General features: G+C 69.6%; 19 protein-coding genes. 9 read left to right on the forward strand and 10 right to left on the reverse strand.

All coding sequences use genetic code 11. The annotated features are described in order from the left end of the window. Nucleotides 1–41 precede the first annotated feature (41 nt). The 6 genes from ACYVO7_RS15900 to ACYVO7_RS15925 all read left to right on the forward strand — a co-directional run bounded on the left by ACYVO7_RS15900 (nucleotide 42) and on the right by ACYVO7_RS15925 (nucleotide 4,563). Nucleotides 42–419: a carboxypeptidase regulatory-like domain-containing protein gene (locus ACYVO7_RS15900; RefSeq protein WP_460450783.1), complete on the forward strand. Its 378-nt coding sequence runs from the start codon at nucleotides 42–44 to the stop codon at nucleotides 417–419. Nucleotides 420–507: 88 nt separating this feature from the next. Next, nucleotides 508–912 (forward strand): (deoxy)nucleoside triphosphate pyrophosphohydrolase, encoded by a 405-nt coding sequence (locus ACYVO7_RS15905; protein ID WP_406855018.1) that lies wholly within the window; start codon nucleotides 508–510, stop codon nucleotides 910–912. A 1-nt stretch (nucleotide 913) separates the two neighbouring features. Further along, nucleotides 914–1,819: a DMT family transporter gene (locus tag ACYVO7_RS15910; RefSeq protein ID WP_460450784.1), complete on the forward strand. Its 906-nt coding sequence runs from the start codon at nucleotides 914–916 to the stop codon at nucleotides 1,817–1,819. A 117-nt stretch (nucleotides 1,820–1,936) separates the two neighbouring features. Continuing rightward, nucleotides 1,937–2,686: an SDR family NAD(P)-dependent oxidoreductase gene (locus ACYVO7_RS15915; RefSeq protein WP_460450785.1), complete on the forward strand. Its 750-nt coding sequence runs from the start codon at nucleotides 1,937–1,939 to the stop codon at nucleotides 2,684–2,686. Nucleotides 2,687–2,707: 21 nt separating this feature from the next. Further along, on the forward strand, nucleotides 2,708–3,559 hold the full coding sequence (locus tag ACYVO7_RS15920; protein WP_460450786.1) for a transketolase: 852 nt from the start codon (nucleotides 2,708–2,710) through the stop codon (nucleotides 3,557–3,559). Further along, nucleotides 3,556–4,563 carry a transketolase family protein gene (locus tag ACYVO7_RS15925; protein ID WP_460450787.1) on the forward strand — a complete coding sequence of 336 codons (1,008 nt, stop codon included), beginning with the start codon at nucleotides 3,556–3,558 and terminating at the stop codon, nucleotides 4,561–4,563. The genes ACYVO7_RS15920 and ACYVO7_RS15925 overlap by 4 nt, the downstream gene beginning before the upstream one ends. A gap of 480 nt (nucleotides 4,564–5,043) precedes the next feature. On the opposite strand, the gene ACYVO7_RS15930 is transcribed toward ACYVO7_RS15925, so the two are convergent. Further along, complete coding sequence (locus ACYVO7_RS15930; protein ID WP_460450788.1) at nucleotides 5,044–5,478, reverse strand: response regulator; 435 nt, start codon at nucleotides 5,476–5,478, stop codon at nucleotides 5,044–5,046. A gap of 225 nt (nucleotides 5,479–5,703) precedes the next feature. On the opposite strand from ACYVO7_RS15930, the gene ACYVO7_RS15935 reads away from it, so the two are divergent. Further along, nucleotides 5,704–6,777 (forward strand): LacI family DNA-binding transcriptional regulator, encoded by a 1,074-nt coding sequence (locus tag ACYVO7_RS15935; RefSeq protein ID WP_460450789.1) that lies wholly within the window; start codon nucleotides 5,704–5,706, stop codon nucleotides 6,775–6,777. A 78-nt stretch (nucleotides 6,778–6,855) separates the two neighbouring features. After that, on the forward strand, nucleotides 6,856–8,046 hold the full coding sequence (locus tag ACYVO7_RS15940) for an extracellular solute-binding protein (protein WP_460450790.1): 1,191 nt from the start codon (nucleotides 6,856–6,858) through the stop codon (nucleotides 8,044–8,046). Nucleotides 8,047–8,117: 71 nt separating this feature from the next. Here ACYVO7_RS15940 and ACYVO7_RS15945 read toward each other — a convergent pair whose 3' ends face one another. From ACYVO7_RS15945 to ACYVO7_RS15975, 7 genes are read right to left on the reverse strand one after another with little or no spacing between them, the layout of a single operon-like run. Next, nucleotides 8,118–8,966: a transporter substrate-binding domain-containing protein gene (locus ACYVO7_RS15945; RefSeq protein WP_460450791.1), complete on the reverse strand. Its 849-nt coding sequence runs from the start codon at nucleotides 8,964–8,966 to the stop codon at nucleotides 8,118–8,120. 34 nt (nucleotides 8,967–9,000) lie between these two features. Further along, the gene (locus ACYVO7_RS15950; protein ID WP_460450792.1) at nucleotides 9,001–9,762 is read right to left on the reverse strand and encodes an ABC transporter ATP-binding protein; all 762 of its coding nucleotides are present in this window, start codon (nucleotides 9,760–9,762) and stop codon (nucleotides 9,001–9,003) included. Then, complete coding sequence (locus ACYVO7_RS15955; protein ID WP_460450793.1) at nucleotides 9,759–10,481, reverse strand: ABC transporter permease; 723 nt, start codon at nucleotides 10,479–10,481, stop codon at nucleotides 9,759–9,761. Before ACYVO7_RS15955 ends, ACYVO7_RS15950 begins: the two co-directional genes overlap by 4 nt. Beyond that, a complete protein-coding gene (locus tag ACYVO7_RS15960) occupies nucleotides 10,481–11,200 on the reverse strand; it encodes an ABC transporter permease (protein WP_460450794.1) in 720 nt (239 codons plus the stop codon). The genes ACYVO7_RS15955 and ACYVO7_RS15960 overlap by 1 nt, the downstream gene beginning before the upstream one ends. 10 nt (nucleotides 11,201–11,210) lie before the next feature. Beyond that, complete coding sequence (locus ACYVO7_RS15965; protein WP_460450795.1) at nucleotides 11,211–12,056, reverse strand: transporter substrate-binding domain-containing protein; 846 nt, start codon at nucleotides 12,054–12,056, stop codon at nucleotides 11,211–11,213. Beyond that, a complete protein-coding gene (locus ACYVO7_RS15970) occupies nucleotides 12,053–13,771 on the reverse strand; it encodes a M28 family peptidase (protein ID WP_460450796.1) in 1,719 nt (572 codons plus the stop codon). Before ACYVO7_RS15970 ends, ACYVO7_RS15965 begins: the two co-directional genes overlap by 4 nt. Then, nucleotides 13,768–15,189: a M20 family metallopeptidase gene (locus tag ACYVO7_RS15975; protein ID WP_460450797.1), complete on the reverse strand. Its 1,422-nt coding sequence runs from the start codon at nucleotides 15,187–15,189 to the stop codon at nucleotides 13,768–13,770. Before ACYVO7_RS15975 ends, ACYVO7_RS15970 begins: the two co-directional genes overlap by 4 nt. A 148-nt stretch (nucleotides 15,190–15,337) precedes the next feature. Between ACYVO7_RS15975 and ACYVO7_RS15980 the strand changes: the two genes are divergently transcribed. Further along, nucleotides 15,338–16,027 (forward strand): GntR family transcriptional regulator, encoded by a 690-nt coding sequence (locus tag ACYVO7_RS15980; RefSeq protein WP_460450798.1) that lies wholly within the window; start codon nucleotides 15,338–15,340, stop codon nucleotides 16,025–16,027. Nucleotides 16,028–16,078: 51 nt separating this feature from the next. Here ACYVO7_RS15980 and ACYVO7_RS15985 read toward each other — a convergent pair whose 3' ends face one another. Together ACYVO7_RS15985 and ACYVO7_RS15990 are read right to left on the reverse strand one after the other, a co-directional pair. Beyond that, the gene (locus ACYVO7_RS15985; RefSeq protein WP_460450799.1) at nucleotides 16,079–17,269 is read right to left on the reverse strand and encodes an acetate/propionate family kinase; all 1,191 of its coding nucleotides are present in this window, start codon (nucleotides 17,267–17,269) and stop codon (nucleotides 16,079–16,081) included. Nucleotides 17,270–17,273: 4 nt separating this feature from the next. Beyond that, complete coding sequence (locus ACYVO7_RS15990; RefSeq protein ID WP_460450800.1) at nucleotides 17,274–18,221, reverse strand: phosphate acetyltransferase; 948 nt, start codon at nucleotides 18,219–18,221, stop codon at nucleotides 17,274–17,276. Between the last annotated feature and the right edge of the window lie 165 nt (nucleotides 18,222–18,386).

Below are 18,386 nucleotides of genomic sequence, written 5' to 3' on the forward strand. Positions count from 1 at the left end.
CGGCGCAGGCCAGGGCGCAGCTCGCGCCGGGGACCGGGACCGTGAAGGGCAGCGCCTTCCTGCGCAAGCCGAACGGGAACTTCGTCACCGCCGGCGGCGAGTGGGTCTACCTGATCCCGGCCACGCCCTACGCGCTCGAGCGTTTCAAGAAGCTGTTCGGCGAGAAACACTATAACCGCGCCTTCCTGGGGCGGTCCGTCGCTCCCGCCGATCCCCGCTACGCCGAACTCATGCGCAAGCAGAAGGCCCACAAGGACGGGTCCTTCAAGTTCGAGGACGTCAAGGCGGGCCGCTACATCGTCTCGACGACCCTCGTCTGGCTGCCCGAGGACGAGTATTTCCTGCGCGGCGGAGCCATGTATGACGAGGTGACCGTCAAGGAGGACGATACGGTCGAGGCGATCCTGTCGGGCAAATAGGCGCGGGCTCCGGCATGCGCCGTGCGGGAGGCCACGGCGCGAAAAATGCCCTATAAGCGCGCGGCGAAACCCGCCTGGAGCCGCCGCCGTGAAGATCGTCCTCGTCGCCGCCTGCGCCCTCATCGACGCCGATGGGCGCGTCCTGATCGCCCAGCGGCCCGAAGGCAAGCAGCTCGCCGGCCTGTGGGAATTCCCGGGCGGCAAGGTCGAGCCCGGCGAGCGCCCCGAGGAAACGCTGATCCGCGAATTGAACGAGGAGCTCGGGATCGCCGTCAAGGAGGCGTGCCTCGCGCCGCTCACCTTCGCGAGCCATACCTACGAGACGTTCCAGCTGCTGATGCCGCTCTGGGCGTGCAAGCGGTGGGAGGGGCTGGTGATCCAGAAGGAGCACCAGGCCCTCAAATGGGTGCGGCCGAACAGGCTGCGCGACTACCCGATGCCGCCTGCCGACGAGCCGCTGATCCCGGCCCTGATCGACCTCGTCGGCGCCTGACGTGGCCGCCGTCCCCCCGCTGTCCAACGCCTCCCTGATCGGGCGATTGCTGGCCTGCTCGCTGCTGTGGTCCTCGGGCTTCCTGTTCATGAAGCTCGCCGGCGGGGTGCACCCGTTCGTGGTCGCGGCGAGCCGGGCGGGGGTGGCGGCTTTGGCGCTCTCGGCGTGGTTCGTGCTGCGGGGGCGGAGCCCGGTCCCGCGCCGCAACGAGATCGCGCCCTGGCTGATGCTGGGCACCCTGAACGGGTGGCTGCCCAACGTGCTCACCGCCTATGCGCTGGCGCAGATCACGGCCGGGCTGAGCTCGATGATCCAGGCCTCCGGCCCCCTGATGGTGGCGGTGATCTCGCATTTCGCCTTCGCGGAGGAGCGGCTCACGGTGCGGCGGACGGTGGGCGTCGCCATCGGCTTCGTCGGCATGGCGGTGCTGATCGGGCCCGCCGCCTTCCTGGACGCAGACGCCGGCGCGCTCGGCGTGCTGGCGATGGCCGCCGTGTCGCTCAGCTACGCCGTCGGGAACGTCTACGCCCGGACGGTGCGCGACGTGGAGCCGGCCCGGATGGCGCTCGGGCAGCAGACCGTCTCGGCGCTGGCGGCGACCTCGCTCGCGCTGGCCTTCACCCGGGACGCGGCGGCGGGCCAGATCGCCGCGAACCTGCCGGCCCTGCTGGCGCTGGGGCTCGTCGCCACCGCCATCCCGATCACCATCTTCATGACGCTGATCCGCCGGGCGGGCCCGACCCGGGCGGCCATGATCGGCTATCTGCTGCCGGTCTGGGCGACGCTGCTGGCCGTGATCTTCATCGGCGAGACCGTGAGCCTGCGCGACCTGGCGGGAGCCGCCGTGATCCTGGCGGGCGTCTGGATCGTCACCACGGCGCCGCGGCCGGAGGCGGACGGACGCTAGGCGTCGTTTTCGCCGCCTGAAACAGCCCGCCGCCGCGCTTTTCTCGTTTGTGGGTGAAGGAGGCGCAATGCTACCTCTTCTCCACGGTCCGGCACAGGATCAGGCGAGGAGGAGCGCATGCTGCTGAGGGGCAAGACCGCCGTGATCTCCGGCGCGGCCAGCAAACGGGGCATCGGACGCGCCACCGCGCAACTCTTCGCCGAACAGGGCGCGCGGGTCGCCATCCTGGACGTCGACGCCGACGGCGCGGCCGAGGCGGCGCAGGAGCTGGGCGCCGGCCATGTCGGCTTCGGCTGCGACGTCGCCGACCTCGCCAGCTGCCGCCGAGCCGCCGAGCAGGCGCTGGCCGCCTTCGGCGCCGTGGACATCCTGATCAACAACGCCGGGATCACGCAGCCGCTCAAGGTGATGGACGTCCGTCCCGAGGACTGGACGCGGGTCGTCGACGTGAACATGACCGGCGTGCTCTATCTCAGCCAGGCCTTCATCCCGCATATGCGGGCCCGCCGGCAGGGCTCGATCGCCTGCATGTCCTCGGTCTCGGCGCAGCGCGGCGGCGGCATCTTCGGCGGCCCCCATTATTCCGGCGCCAAGGCCGGCGTGCTGGGCCTCGCCAAGGCGATGGCGCGCGAGCTGGGGCCCGACGGCATCCGCGTCAACTGCGTCACGCCGGGCCTGATCCAGACCGACATCACCGGCGACAAGCTCACGCCCGAGATGAAGGCCGACATCATCAAGGGCATCCCGCTCAGCCGCCTGGGCGAGGCGCGGGACGTGGCCAACATCTACCTGTTCCTGGCCTCGGACCTCTCCGCCTACGTCACCGGCGCCGTCATCGACGTGAACGGCGGCATGCTCATCCACTGATCTCCGACCCGGGAGCAGACCATGACCACGCCTACGCCGCCGGGCGCGAACGCGCCCAGCATCGCCGAGCGGGCCTACCGCATCCGCCGCAACGCCGTGCGCATGGGCGAGGTGCAGGGCCAGGGCTACATCGCCCAGGCGCTCGACATCGCCGACGTGCTGGCCGCGGCCTGGTTCCACGCCATGAGCTTTCGCCCGGAAGACCCCTCCTGGGAGGGCCGCGACCGCTTCCTCCTGTCCAACGGGCACTACGCCATTGCGCTCTACGCGGCGCTGATCGAGGCCGGGATCATCCCGGAAGCCGAGATCGAGACCTACGGTTTCGACGACAGCCGGCTGCCGATGTCCGGCATGGCGCAGTACACGCCGGGCATGGAGATGTCGGGCGGATCGCTCGGCCTCGGCCTGTCGATCGCGGTCGGCATGGCGCTCGGCCTGAAGCGCAAGGCGTCGTCGTCCCGCGTCTACGTCCTGTTCTCCGACGGCGAGCTCGACGAGGGCTCGAAGTGGGAGGCCATGATGTCGGCCGCGCACCACAGGCTCGACAACATCATCGCCATCGTCGACGTGAACAACCAGCAGGCCGACGGAGCGTCCTCGCAGGTCATGGCCTTCGAGCCGCTGGTCGACAAGGTCGCGGCCTTCGGCTGGCACGTCCAGCGCATCGACGGCAACGACGTCGACGCGGTGGTCGCCGCCTTCGACGCCGCCAGGGCCGACGACCAGCCGAGGCCCAAGATGATCATCGCCGACACGCTCATGGGCAAGGGCGTGCCCTTCCTGGAGGCGCGCGAGAAGAACCACTTCATCCGCGTCGACCCCCATGAATGGCGGCTCGCGCTGCAGGCGCTGGACGATGGGAGGCCCGCATGACCGCCGCGCCGAACGCCCCCGGGGGCAAGCCGCGCCTGACCACCTCGGCGATGATCGCCTCGATCGCGGCCGAGGGGCAGAAGACCAGGCCGGCGCCCTTCGGCCACGCGCTGGTCGCGCTGGCCAAGGAGCGGCCCGACATCGTCGGGATGACGGCCGATCTCGGCAAATACACCGACCTGCACATCTTCCAGGCCGCTTTCCCCGACCGCAGCTATCAGATGGGCATGGCCGAGCAGCTGCTGTTCGGCGCCGCGGCGGGCCTGGCGGCGGAGGGCTTCACGCCCTTCTGCACGACCTACGCGGTGTTCGCGTCGCGCCGCGCCTATGACTTCATCCACCAGACGATCGCGGAAGAGAACCGCAACGTGAAGATCGTCTGCGCGCTGCCGGGCCTGACCTCCGGCTACGGGCCGAGCCACCAGGCGACGGAGGATCTCGCGCTGTTCCGCGCCATGCCCGGCATGACGGTGATCGATCCCTGCGACGCGCACGAGATCGAGCAGGCGGTTCCGGCCATCGCGGCCCATCAGGGGCCGGTCTATATGCGCCTGCTGCGCGGCCAGGTGCCGGTCGTGCTGGACGAGTACGGCTACAGCTTCGAGCTCGGCAAGGCCAAGACGATCCGGGACGGCCAAGACGTGCTGATCATCTCCTCCGGGCTGATGACCATGCGGGCGCTGGAGGCCGCCAAGCTGCTCTCAGAGGACCGGGTCGAAGCCGCAGTCCTGCATGTGCCCACCATCAAGCCGCTCGACGTGGAGACCATCCTGCGCGAGGCCGGCAAGGGCGGGCGTCTCGTGGTCGTGGCCGAGAACCACACGGTGATCGGCGGCCTCGGCGACGCGGTGGCTTCGGCGTTGCTCCAGGCGGGCGTCCACCCGAAGTTCAGGCATATCGGCTTGCCCGACGAGTTCCTGCATGCGGGCGCGCTGCCCACCCTGCACGAGCGCTACGGCATCTCGGCCTCGGCGGTGAGCAGCAGGATTAAAGCCTGGCTGTGACCACGCGCGCCTGTTCGCCAGCCACGGCGCCGGGGGAGAAGGCCATGGGCGGAGAGCCCGCCGCTGTTCGGAATCTTGTCGGAGCCGCGCTTGTCGCGGAGGGACGGCGGCCGCGGACCGGTCCGGGACCAGGGTCCGCATCACAAACGAGCCCTTCGGACTGCGGCCCGAAGGGCTGACCTTCCAAGGATAAGGTCCCATCAGGACTAGCCCGGCGGCGTATCCTCCGTTTGGACCGCTTCTGTTTTCATTGCGGCTCTCCAATGCTGTTTGGAGTTCGCTGACAGGCGGGGTCTTCGAGCCGTTCCGATCGCATACGCGAATGGCAGGCCAGCGCCATGCCGGGGTGGATACGCTCTTAAGCCGTCTGCACGGTCAGAATACACCCCCTGCGACGCCCTCGGCACGGCATCGGGCCTAGTCTCGGCGATCTAGCGACGTGACCTTCGCCGCGGGCGCAGGCCGTGGGCGCGAAGCCCTTCACGCCGGCGACCTGAGCGCGCCTTGCGGCCGTGACCGACGAGGCTGGGCGCCCGCATCGGCGCGTCCCGCAAGCGCCTGGTCGAGGACGGCGTGGACGGCCGCGCCGACGGCGCCCGGGTAGGGCGGCTTCTCCAGCCAGGCGCTCGCGCCGATCTGGACGGGGCATGTCCGGCGCTGAAAGCCGGACAGGATCACGATCGGGATCCCGCGGCGGCTGACCTCGGTCGCCAACGCCGTGCAGTCTCCGTCCTGGAGCCTGAGATCGAGGACGGCGCAGTCCGGCCGGGCGTCCTTCAGCCAGGTCTCGGCGTCGCTGCACCGGGCGAAAGGCCCCGCCACCTCGAACCCGGCGAGCTCCAGTTCCTCGCTGATCGACAGCGCGACAAGCCATTCGTCCTCCGTCAGGAGGACGGTCGGATGGGCCGTTATCATGGGATGTCTCCCAGGCGCGTGCGCGTCCCAGGCGCCACGAGGGTCGCTTCGTCCAGAAGTCGGCCTGCGGCGTCTTGGGCAAGGCCGATCCTCCAGTATGCGCTCTTCTCGGGAAAGCGCTCGGAAAAACCGTCGTTGCTCGCAGCGCGGGCGACCGCGCCATCGCGGCTTGACACGAAAAGCGCGCCGCCATCATTCTATGCAACCGGTTGCAGAGGTGGCTCGGTGACACGACAACTCACGATCGCCGACGTCGCCGCGCGCGCTGGAGTGTCGAAGGCGACGGTGTCGCGCGCCTTCTCACGGCCTAATCTTCTGAGCGCTGCGGTGGCGGACCATGTGCGGCGGGTCGCAGACGAGATCGGCTATGTGCCGAACCGCATCGCGCGGGCGCTCAGCACGGGCCGGTTCGGCGCCATCGCGCTGCTCGTGCCGGACATCGCCAACCCTTTCTTTCCGCCCCTCATCAGGGCGGCGCAGGCCCGGGCGGACGCCGCCGGCTATGCGGTCCTGATCGGCGATTCGGACGAAACCCCCGACCGGGAGGACGTGCTGCTCTCCAAGATGGCCGTCCAGGTCGACGGATTCGTCGTCGCCTCGCCGCGCCAGGCGGAAGCCCGGATCCTGCACCATGCGTCGCAGAAGCCGACGGTGCTGATCAATCGCGACATTCCCGAGGTGACCCGCGTCCTCATGGACGTCGCGGGCGGGATCACCAGCGCCCTGACCCATCTTGTCGGCCTTGGCCATCGGCGCATCGCCTATGTCAGCGGTCCGGCCGCATCCTGGGCCAACCAGCAGCGAGAGACGGCGGTCGCCGCCGCCGCCCAGCGGCTGGGGGTCGCGCTGCAGGCCGTTCCCGCCCATCGACCCACCTATGAGGCCGGCCGGGCGGTGGTGGACGAACTCATCCGGACCGGCGTCACGGCCGTGCTGGCCTTCGACGACCTGGTCGCCCAGGGCGTGGTGGCGGGCTACCAGGTCCGGGACATCGCCATTCCGGGCGATGTGAGCGTGGTCGGCTTCGACGACGTGCTCGCGGCGACGACCCATCCGCCCCTGACCACCATCGCGGGGCATTGCGCCGATGCGGGAGCCGCCGCGGTGGACCTGCTGATCCGCATGATCGACACGGGCGAGACCACGCCCAGCCTCCTCACCATTCCGACGGCGCTGGTGGTCCGCGCCAGCACGGCGGGCGCACGGCCGGCCGCCAGGCTGGCGCAGACGAGGGCCGGCGGCGCCCGACGTCCCGGCATCCGCGCCGCAGCGCCATCCCGATCGCCCGGTCCACCCTGATCCGCCGGCGGCCGCGACGCTCTCGCGCCGCGTGGCGGAACCGCATCCTGACCTCGACCCCCCGAGAGGAGAACGAACATGGCGTCCCCTTTGAGATATCTGCTGGCGACAGCGGCCCTGATGGCGTTCGGCGCGCTGGCGCCGCTCTGCGCCCAGACGGCGAAGGCTCCGGCCAAGCCGAAAGCGCCGCTGACCCTCAACGTGATCGACGTGGCGGGCGACCTCCAGATCAGCCAGCCCGCCCTGGAGAAGTTCCAGAAGGAGCATCCCGACCTGGTGAGCCGCTTCGTGTTCACCAAGGCGACGGCGCCGGAACTCGCCGGCAAGCTTCGGGCGCAGCAGGACGCCGGCCGGGTGGACATCGACTTCGTGCTGACCGGCAACGACGCCCTGGCGGCCGGCATGGAGCAGAACATCTGGCTGGAGATCCTGCCGAAATACGCCGACCGCTTCCCCGCGCTCGACAAGCTCTATCTGCCCGGCGCCTACGCCATGCAGAAGATGGCGCGAGGGCAGGCCTTCGTGCTCGACTGGTATCCGTCCGGCCCGCTGCTGGAATACGATCCCCAGCAGCTGAAGTCCGTCCCCGACACGGCGGAAGCGCTCCTGGCCTGGTGCAAGGCGCACCCGAACCGCTTCATGTACGCCCGCCCGGCCAATTCAGGGCCCGGACGGACCTTCGTGATGGGCCTGCCCTACCTCCTGGGCGACAAGGACCCGCAAGATCCCATCAATGGCTGGGACAAGACCTGGGCCTATCTGAAGGAGATGAACACCTGCATCGAGTACTATCCGTCCGGCACGACGGCGACGATGAAGGAGCTGGCGGAGGGATCGCGGGACATCATCGCCACCACCACCGGCTGGGACATCAATCCGCGCTATCTCGGCATCGTCCCGGAGCAGTTCAAGGTGGCGACGCTGAAGGGCTTCCACTGGGTCGGGGACGCCAACTACATGGCGGTTCCCAAGGGCGTGTCCCCCGAGAAGCTCGACGTCGTTCTCGCCCTCATGGCTTATCTGCTCGAGCCGGCGCAGCAGGCCTACATGTATGATCACGGATACATGTATCCCGGGCCCGCCATCCATGGCGTGACGATCGACATGGCGCCCAAGGAAAGCCAGCAGACGATCGCCAAGTTCGGCCGCCAGGAATACGCGGCCATGATCTCCGACAACCCGACCGAGCCGCCGCTCGATTCAAAGCCGCTGGTCGCGATGTTCGACAAGTGGGATCGGGAGATCGGCAACAGCAAGACGAAGAAGTAAGCGCAGCCCGGCCCGGCGCGGGCGAGAAAGGCGAAGCCCGCCGCCGGCGTTCCGGCGGCGGGCTCCTCGGGTCATTTCACGCTGACGTCGTAGCCGAAATACTTCTGGCTGAGCTTCTCGATCGTGCCGTCGGCGTTGGCCGCCATGATGGCCTTGTCGAGCTTGGCCTTCAGCGCCTCGTCGCCCTTGCGCAGCCCGATGGAGCTGCCCCGGCCCAGCACGCCGCCCTGGAAGCGCGGGCCCGTGATGACCATGTCCTCGTTGCCCTGCTTGGAGGCCGCCGTGGTGAGATAGGCCATGGACGCCATGATCAGGTCGACGCGGCCGGCCGCGAGGTCGAGATCGTGCTGCTCGGTGGTCTTGTACTCGCGCACCTCGACCACGCCCTTCAGGTACTTGTCGACGAAGGACGCCGCGATGGAGGCGGTCTGCACGCCCATCACCTTGCCCTTGAGGACGGGCTTCAGCTTGTCGATCTCGGCCTGGGCGGCGGCCTCGTTGGCGGGCGTGGAAAGCGGGAAGAGCTGGCCCGTGTCGGGCAGTTCCTTCAGCGATCCCACCTTCGACACGCCGAAGCTCTGGCCGGTCGAGCCGTAAGGGACCGTGAACAGCACCACTTCCTCGCGCTTCGGCGTCGCCGACATGCCCGAGATGATGGCGTCGTACTTGCCGGCGTTGAGCGCCGGGATGGCGCCCTCGAAGGCCTGCGACTGGATGGTGCAGTCGAGCTCGGCGCGCTTGCACAGGTCCTTGTAGAGATCGATCTCGAAGCCCGCGAGCGAGCCGTCGGCCTCGGTCCAGTTCCACGGACGGAACGCACCCTCCGTGGCGAAACGCACCTTCTGCTGCTGCGCAAACGCGGGCGCGGCGGACGAAACGGCGCCGAGCAGCGCGAGAGCGATGATGGTTCTCAGCTTCATGATCTTGTTCCCCTTTATTGCGTTTTTGGCGCGTTCAGCCCGCCAGGAACTGGCGGAAGCGCTCGGATGTGGAGTTGGTGAAGACCTCGCCGGGCGCGCCCTGCGCCTCCACGACGCCCTTGTGCAGGAAGACGACCTTGTTGGAGACGTCGCGGGCGAAGCCCATCTCGTGCGTCACCACCAGCATGGTTCGGCCCTCCTCGGCGAGCGCGCGCATCACGCGCAGCACCTCGCCCACGAGTTCGGGGTCGAGCGCGGATGTCGGCTCGTCGAACAGCATCACCCTGGGCCGCTGCGCCAGCGCCCGCGCGATGGCGGCGCGCTGCTGCTGCCCGCCCGAGAGGTGCGCCGGGTAGTGGTTGCGCTTGTCCGAGATGCCGACCTTGGCGAGGATCGCCTCGGCCTCGGCGATCGCCTCGGCGCGCGGCCGCTTCTGCACGTGGATGGGCGCCTCGATCACGTTCTCCAGCACGGTCATGTGCGACCAGAGATTGAAGCTCTGGAACACCATGCCGATCTGCGAGCGCATACGATCGACCTGCAGGCGGTCCGCCGGGCGCATGCCGTGCCGGGTCTGCTTCAGCCCGATCACCTCGCCCGCGATTGCGACCTCGCCGCCGTCCGGCGTCTCCAGCATGTTGATGCAGCGGAGCATGGTCGACTTGCCGGAGCCCGACGAGCCCAGGATCGACACCACGTCGCCCTCGTGGGCTTCGAGCGACACGCCCTTGAGCACCTCGAGCGGCCCGAAGCTCTTGCGCAGGTCGGTGAGCCGGACGGCCGGAACTGCGGTCACGCCGCGCCTCCATCATTGAGGATCGCGACCGATGGGGCAGGGCGCAGATGCGGCGTGAGCCGGCGCTCGGCGGCCAGCACGAGCCGGGTCACGACGAAGTTGAGAACGAGATAGATCGAGCCCGCCACGATGAAGACCTCGATGGCCCGGTAGGTCTCGGCGATCAGCTTGGCGGCGAGCCCCGTGACCTCCATCAGGGTGATGATGGAGGCCAGCGCGGTGGCCTTGATCATCAGGATCAGCTCGCTGCCGTAAGACGGCAGGGCCTGGCGGATGGCGACCGGCAGCACGATGCGGCGAAACAGCAGGCCCCGGCTCATTCCGGCGGCGCGGGCGGCCTCGATCTGGCCGTGCGGCACGGCCAGGAGCCCGCCGCGGAAGATCTCGCTCGCATAGGCGGCGGTGTTCAGCGTCAGCGCCAGCACGGCGCACCAGTAAGGTTCGCGCAGAAACGGCCAGAGCCAGCTGGTCCGGACTTCGCGGAACTGCCCGAGGCCGTAGTAGATCAGGAAGATCTGCACCAGGAGCGGCGTCGAGCGGAACAGGAACACGTAGACCCGCGCCGGCCAGTCCAGCGCGCGCAGGCCCGACAGGCGCATCATCGCGAGCCCCAAGGCCAGCACCGCGCCGAGCGCCACCGCCGAGAAGGCGAGCTTCAGGGTGAGCGGCACGCCCGGCAGCAGCGTCAGCAGGGTCTCGTACAGGAAGGCGAAGTCCATCACGCCCTCCTGAGGCCGCGGGTGAAATGCGCCTCGGCGCGCGACAGGCCCCAGCCGGACGCGGTGGAGATCACGAGGTACAGCACCGCCGCCGCCATGAAGAACGTGAAGGGCTGGCGCGTGGAGCCGGCCGCGATCTGTGACTGGCGCAGGATCTCGACGAGCCCCGTCACCGAGATCAGCGCCGATTCCTTCAGCACCTGCTGCCAGACATTGCCGAGGCCGGGCAGCGCGAAGCGCAGCGTCAGCGGCGCGACGATGCGGCGGAACCGCAGCAGCCGCGTCATGCCGGTCGCGGTGGCGGCCTCGAGCTCGCCGCGCGACACGGTGTTGTAGGCGCCCCGGAACACCTCGGTGAAATAGGCGCCCGAAACCACCCCGATCGCCAGCGCGCCGGCCATGAAGCCGGGCAGCGAGACGAACCCCTCCGCGCCGAAGAAGCGCCCGATCGGCGTCAGCACGGCGCTGGAGCCGAAATAGAAGAGGTAGATCACCAAGAGGTCCGGGATGCCCCGCAGCACGGTCGTGTAGGCGTCCGCGACGCCGCGCGCCACCGCGCCGCCGCCGATCTTGGCCCACGCTCCCAGCGTGCCGATCAGCGCGCCGAACACGAATCCCGTCAGCGCCACCGCGATCGTCATCGCGGCGGCCGTCAGCATGGCCGGGCCCCATCCTCCGGGGCCGAAGCCGAGCAGATCCATCGTGCCGACAGGGTTCATGCGCGGAACGTCAGGGCGTCGGCGTCAGGTCGATCTTGCTCCACTTGGTGGAGATCGTCTTGATCGTGCCGTCCGCGGCCGCGGCCTGGATCGCCTTGTCGAAGATCGCGCGCAGGTCGCCGTCGTCCTTGCGCACGCCCATCGCGACGTCGGTGGCGAGCGGCGGGCCCTTGAGGAGCGGTCCGGCGATGCGGATGTCCTCGTTGCCGGGCTTGTCGTGCAGCGTCGCCGCATAGACGGCGCTGTCGAAGCCGATGTCGATGCGCCCGGCCTTCAGGTCGAGGTCGCGGTCCTGCGACGTCTTGTAGGTCCGCACCGTGACGTCATCCCCGAAATTGTTGCGGATGAGCTGCTCGTGGCTGGTGGACTGCACGACGCCGACGGTCTTGCCCTTCAGCAGCTTGCGCAGTTCGGCCATCACGGGTTCGGCCTTGGACTTGTCGTTGAGGTCGAGGCGCTGGCCGTCCATCGGCAGCGACGCGATCGGCCCGTCCTTGCTGAGCGTGAAGGCCGCCGCGCCGCTGGCGTACGGGACGGTGAAGTCGATGATCTTCTTGCGCGCTTCGTTGATGCCGATCGACATCACCATGTCGAACTTGCCGGCCTGGAGGCTCGGCACGATGCTGGTCCACTCGTTGGCGATCAGCTCGCACTGCACGTTGGCGCGCTTGCAAAGGTCGGCCAGCAGGTCGACGTCCAGCCCCACGAGCTTGCCGTCCGCCGTGGTGGCGTTCCAGGGCGGAAACGCGCCCTCGATGCCGATGCGCACCTTGGACCAGTCCTTGGCGAGTGACGGGCCCGCGCCGGCGAGCAGCGTGGCCGCGAGAACGGCCGCGATCGTGGTCCTGAGCGTCATTGGGGGGCTCCACTCTGTGAAAGGGCTTGGGTCAGCGTTTCGGTCGCCAAGCCGATGGCGTGCAGGGCGCGGTTACGGGCCGCGCGGGCCTCGACCTCGCGAAAGCGCCGCTCGTCGGAGCCGGCGTTTGCGCCGGCGAGGTCGCGCAACGGCTGCAGCGACGGCCAGGCCGGCTGCGGCATGGCGGGATCGTGGCGGAAGCGCTCGCCGCTGGTGTAGTTCAGCGGCACCAGCGCGCGCGACGCCCGCATCAGGGCTGCGTCGAGCCGGCGGGCCAGCCGATCGTCAGCCTGCGCGGCGGCTGCATTCACGGCCGAGGCGGCCGATCCGAGCGCCGCCGTCGCCTTGCGCAGGGCCTCGCAGTCGAAGCCCGGGGCGCCGGCCGCGATCGCGTCCAGCTCGAGGGCCAGCGCCTCGGCGGTCTGCGTGTAGTCCAGAGGCAGAACCGGGTCGACCTGCAGCCTCCACAGGCAGCGCAGCGCGATCCGGGTGTCGCGTACGAGGTGGTCCGGGTCGATCTTGTCGGCGAGATCCTCCGGCGTATGCCACCACCAGCCCAGCGCCACGAGCATCTTCACCGGCCCGGGCGGCTGGTGGCTGAGGCTGCCGAACATGGAGGGCACGCCGACGCCCCAGAAGGACTGGTCGGCGGCGCGGCCCTGGCGGCGGCCCTTGTGGTCCTGCCCGGTCTCGGCCGCGATGGCCTCGTGGGCGAGCCCTTTCAGCTCGTCGATCACGCCCGCGTCGGTGAGCACCGTCGCGCCGATCGCGCCGGTGGAATCGACGTTCACATGCGCCGCGCAGGAGCGCTCCAGCTCGATCCAGTTCTCGTCCGCGTACCAGGCCGAGCCCGAGTAGCGACCATGCGAATGGCCCGACCAGAAGCAGACCCGCAGGCCGCGCCGCCAGTCGGCGCGCCGCTCCGCCAGCACGCGCGCGGCCTCCAGCATGGTGGCGTTGGCCGAGCCGTTGTCCATCACGCCGTAGTGCCAGGTGTCGTGGTGGCCGGAGAACAGCACGAAGGGCGCCTCCGCGCCGGCGGGCCCGTCCATGTCGCACACCAGCAGCGGCGTCTTGCGCCAGCCGGTGTCGACCTCGGTGGTGATGGTGGCGACGACCGGTTCGCCTGCGAGGCAGCGCTGGCGAAGCGCCGCGCCGTCGTCGCGCGATACGGTGACGACCGCCGTCCGGGGCAGGTTCGCGCGCGTCAGGTGCGACGGGCTGCCCCAGACGGGCGAGATGCACATCTCGTAGGTCTGCTCCGTCGGCGAGATGTGGATCTCGCCGATCGCCCCGGCCTTGGAGGCGTAGCGCGCCACGTCCTCCACCGCGATGCCGTCCACCAGCACGATCTTGCCGGCGACGTCCTGGGCGGCGATCTCGGCCTCCGAGCCTTCGCCCACATGCACCACGGGCGCCGTGCGGCCCTGCGGTCCCGTGGGGTCCGACATGGAATGCGTGATGCAGCGGATCTCGCGCCCGTCCACCGCGAGCGTCGCCGCTCCCGGCAGGCTGATATAGGCGTCGTGCGACAGCAGGCGGGTGCGGAAGCCATAGCCGCGCATCGTGGCTTCCAGGTAGCCGAAGCTTTCCAGCTCCTCGGGCGTGCCCGACAGCTTCACCCGCTTGGCGAACTCGGCCACATGGGCCATCAGCCGGTCGCGATCCACCAGCGCCGCGACGGCGTCGAGGGTGGAGGCGGGGAGGGGGCTCATCGGGCCGCCATGTCGAGCGGCGGCTCGACGTCGGGCGTGATCGGGTTCTCGAACGGGTTCTCGCGCCGGAACGCCTCGAATTCGTCCCGCGCGGCCTTCAGCAGCGCCGGGTCGGTGAGCACGTCCACGGCGACGCCCGCCATGGCCTTGGCGGCCAGCGCCAGCCCCTTGTGGGCGGCGGGCGCGCGGCCCTGGGCGACGAGCTGCCAGGAGTGCCCGGGCGTTCCCACCGCGTAGCATGCGGCGCGGCACTGCACCGTGGGGGTCACCCAGCTGACGGTGCCCACATCCGTGGAGCCGACGAAGAGGTCGGCCGTGAAGTCGAGCGGGTAGATCTCCTCGCTCAAGGCCTCGCCCTCCCGCGGCTTGAGGCCGAAGCGGCCGTAGGAGGAGCGGATGTCGTCCTTGGAGAAGGTCTTCTGGATCTCGGCCGCGAAGCGCCGGTCGGCCTCGTCGAAGCCGGGCCCGCCGAGGCGGGTCAGGTTGGCGTGCATGCACTCCTCGAGCGGACGGTTGCCGACGAGGTTGGCGTCGCCCGAGAGCTGCTTGGCGACGACGCGCGTTTCCGACATCAGCGCCGCGCCCTGAGCGATGTCCTTGACCCGACGCACGAGGTCCCACATCTCGGCCAGCGTCCGCGCGCGGATGAGGTGACGCACTGTGGCCCGGGCCTGCACGACGTTGGGCGCGATGCCGCCGCCGTCGATGATGGCGTAGTGCACGCGGGCCGAGGACGGCATGTGCTCGCGCATGTAGTTGACGCCGATATTCATCAGCTCCACCGCGTCCAGCGCGCTGCGGCCGAGGTGCGGCGTCGCGGCGGCGTGCGAGGCCCGCCCGTGGAAGGTGAACTCGATCTCCACGCAGGCGAGCGAAATGGGCTTGTTCACGCCCGTGAAGGCGGCCGGATGCCAGCAGATCGCCACGTCGACGTCGTCGAAGAGGCCGGCCCGCACCATGAAGCCTTTGGAGGAGCCGCCTTCCTCGGCCGGGCAGCCATAGTAGCGCACGCGCCCCGGAAGGCCGTTCCTGGCGAGGTAGTCCTTCACGGCCGTGGCGGCCAGCAGCGAGGCCGAGCCCAGCATGTTGTGACCGCAGCCATGGCCGGCCCCGCCGTCCTGGATCGGCTTCTCCACCGCGACGCCGGCCTCCTGGCTCAGGCCCGGCAGGGCGTCGTATTCGCCCAGGATCGCGATCACGGGACCGCCTTCGCCGGCTTCGCCCACCAGGGCGGTCGGGATGCCGGCGACCGCCTTCTGGACGCGGAAACCTTCCTGCTCGAGCATGCGCGCATGCTCGGCGGCGGATTGCTCCTCCTGGTAATTCAGCTCCGGCGTACCCCAGATACGGTCGCTCAGCGCGAAGAAGGCCGGGCTCTTGGCGTCGGCCAGGCGCCAGATTTCGTCGTCGTTCCGCATCGCAGGCTCCGCTTGGTCCGCCGCAGGGGGCTCGGCTGGGACATTGGCGCCAATTTGTGGCACAGTCCGTCCAGACGGACAATCTCAGGTTGTGCACGCAGTTTCGCACGGGTGATCACCGGTTGGGCGGATGTCGAGCGAGGGGTGGATGAGCGCGAGCAGCAGTCCCGCGGCGCCGGCCAGGCGCGAGGCGCATGACGTGGCGGACCTCATCGCCCGCGACATCCAGTCGGGCCTGTTCGCCGCCGGCGCCTGGCTGAAACAGATCGATCTGGAGCAGCGCTACGGCCGCAACCGCCTGGAGATCCGGCGGGCGCTGGATCGCCTGGTCCAGAAGCGCCTGGTCGCGCATTGGCCGAACCGCGGCTACCGGGTCCACGAGGAGGACGGCGAGCGGGCGGCGCAGCTCCGCGACGTCCGCCTCATTCTCGAACTGGCCGCCGTCGACGGCGTGATCGCCCGCGCGACCGCGGCCGACGTCGCACGGCTCGCGGCGCTGGCGCGGGACTTCGACGCCCTGGTCCTCGACGGCGCCGTGCTGGAGCAATACGACGCCAACGTCGCCTTCCACCTGGAGCTGCTGCGGCTGAACGGCAATGACGAGCTGACGGCGCTGGTGACGGACCTGCGCGGCCGCATCTCCTCCGCGCCGGCCAGCCAGTGGCGCACGCGCCGGCGCATCGAGCAGTCCAGCCGGGAGCACTTCGCCATGGTGGACGCCGTCGCGGCCCGCGACGCCGAGCGGCTCCGCGCGCTCATCCGCGCCCACATCCTGCAAACCGGCTTCGAGATGGCGCCGACGTCGCGCGCCTTCGCCGAGGCGCCCGACGCGCGGTGACGTAGCGCGGGAGGGTTCAGGAGGCCGCTTTCCCCGAGCGGTCCTGGGCGCTCAACCGGCGGTGAGCAACGCGGCCGTTTCCCGGGCGATCATGAGTTCCTCGTCCGTGGGAACGACCCAGGCTTGCGGCCCGCCGGCGCGAGTGAGCAGCGGCCGGCCCGCCCGATTCGCGGCTTCGTCGACCTTCAGCCCGGCCCATTCCATGCCCCGGAGGATTTCGGCGCGCGTCGCTGGATCGTTCTCGCCGATCCCGGCGGTGAAGACGATGCCGTCCAGGCCGCCCATCACGGCGGTGAGCGCTCCCATCTCGCGGCGGATCCGATAGACGAAGAGGTCGATGGCGAGACGGGCGCGCTCATGTCCGCCTGCCGCCGCCTCGCGCAGCGCCCGCATGTCGTTCGACAGGCCCGAAACGCCGAGCAATCCGGACTTGTTGTAGAGCAGCTTCTCGACAGCCGCGGGGTCGAGCTTGTCCTCACGCATCAGGTAGAACACGACAGCCGGATCCAGCGACCCGCATCGGGTTCCCATGGGCAGGCCGTCCAGCGCCGAAAATCCCATGGTCGACGACACGGAACGGCCATTGACCATCGCGCAAAGCGAGGCGCCGCTGCCCAGGTGAGCGACGATCGCTTTTCCCTTCTCGAGCCCCGGCGCGCATTGGCCCAGCACGCTGGCCACATAGGCGTAGGACAGGCCGTGGAAGCCGTATCGCCGGACGCCCCGCTCGGCGTAGGCGTAGGGAAGCGCGAAGAGCTGCGCGATCTCGGGCTGCGTCTGGTGGAAGGCGGTGTCGAAGCTGGCGACCTGCGGCAGGTCCGGCCGGTGTCGGCGCACGATGCGGATGGGTTTCAGGTTGTGAGGCTGGTGCAGGGGCGCCAGCGGAACATAGGCTTCGAGCTTCGCCAGAACGGCGTCGTCGATCAGCGCGGGGCCGCTGAAGTCCCTGCCGCCGTGCACCACCCGATGACCGATGGCGGCGAGCCTGCGGCCTCCCAGGCGCTCGCGCGCCCACTCCAGCACGTACATCGTGCCCTGTTCGTGATCGAGCGCGTCGCTCGCCGGCCAGGTCCGCTCGCCCAGGCTCTTTCCGGATCCATCCCTGGCGGCGAATTTGGGCTGGGCGCCCAGCCCTTCGACCTTGCCCCGCACGAAGGGCGAGAGCGCGCCGTTCGGCCCGGGCTCGAAGAGCTGGAATTTCAGGGATGACGATCCCGCGTTGAAGACGGCGTAGGCTGTCACGGGCTCAACTCTTGATGGCGAGGGTCTTGCGGGCCGCGTCGGCGACCAGCGACGCCACCGCGCATGACGCCAGGCGGGTGGTCACCGAGTCGGCGCGGCTGGTGAGGATCACCGGCGCCTTCGCGCCGAGCACGATCCCGGCGGCGTCCGCGTTCGCCAGGAAGGTCAGGCTCTTCGCGAGCATGTTGCCGGCCTCGAGATCGGGCACGACCAGGATGTTGGCCCGCCCCGCGACGGGCGACACGATCCTCTTGATCTTCGCAGCCCCGAGGTCGATCGCGTTGTCGAGCGCAAGCGGGCCGTCGACGATGCCGCCGGTGATCTGTCCCCGGTCCGCCATCTTGCACAGGGCCGCCGCCTCGATGGTGGAGGGCACCTTGGGGTTCACCGTCTCCATCGCCGAGAGGATCGCGACCCGGGCCTCGGGTTGGCGAAGCGCATGGCAGAGATCGATGGCGTTCTGGACGATGTCGACCTTGGCTTCGAGATCCGGGGCGATGTTGATGGCCGCGTCCGTGATGATCAGGGCGTCCGGGTGATGGGGCACGTCCATCACGAAGCAGTGGCTGACGCGCCGCGCCGTGCGCAGGCCGCCTTCCCGGCGCACCACGGCGGCCATGAGTTCGTCGGTATGGAGAGAGCCCTTCATCAAGGCTTCCGCCTTGCCGGCGAGCACGAGCTTGACGGCCGCATCGGCTGCGGCGTGGCTGTGGGGCGCGTCGACGATCTCACACCGTGAGATATCCAGGCCGCAGGACGCCGCGGCGGCGACGATCTTGGCGGTCGGTCCGACGAGGATCGGTTCGATCAGGCCCAGCTCGGCGGCCTCCAGTGCGCCCCTGATGGCGCTCTCGTCGCAAGGATGCGCCACCGCGACCTTCAGGCGAGGCAGGGCTCGGGCGGCGGCGATGAGGGCGTCGTATTTCTGGTGATGTTTCTCAGGGGCGCTCATGGTTCGCTTCCGTCAAAGGCGGCCAGCGTCCGAACGCCGGCGCGCCGTTCAGCGCAAGTCGTCCGCAGCCGGGGTCAAAAACTTCGCACGTCTCTCGAAAGCGAAAGCAAGTATCCGCCTTCGGCGCGTGTGCAATGCGCCCTCGAAAGAGGTTACCTCGCGTCG

This window comes from Alsobacter sp. SYSU BS001988 (assembly GCF_054796215.1).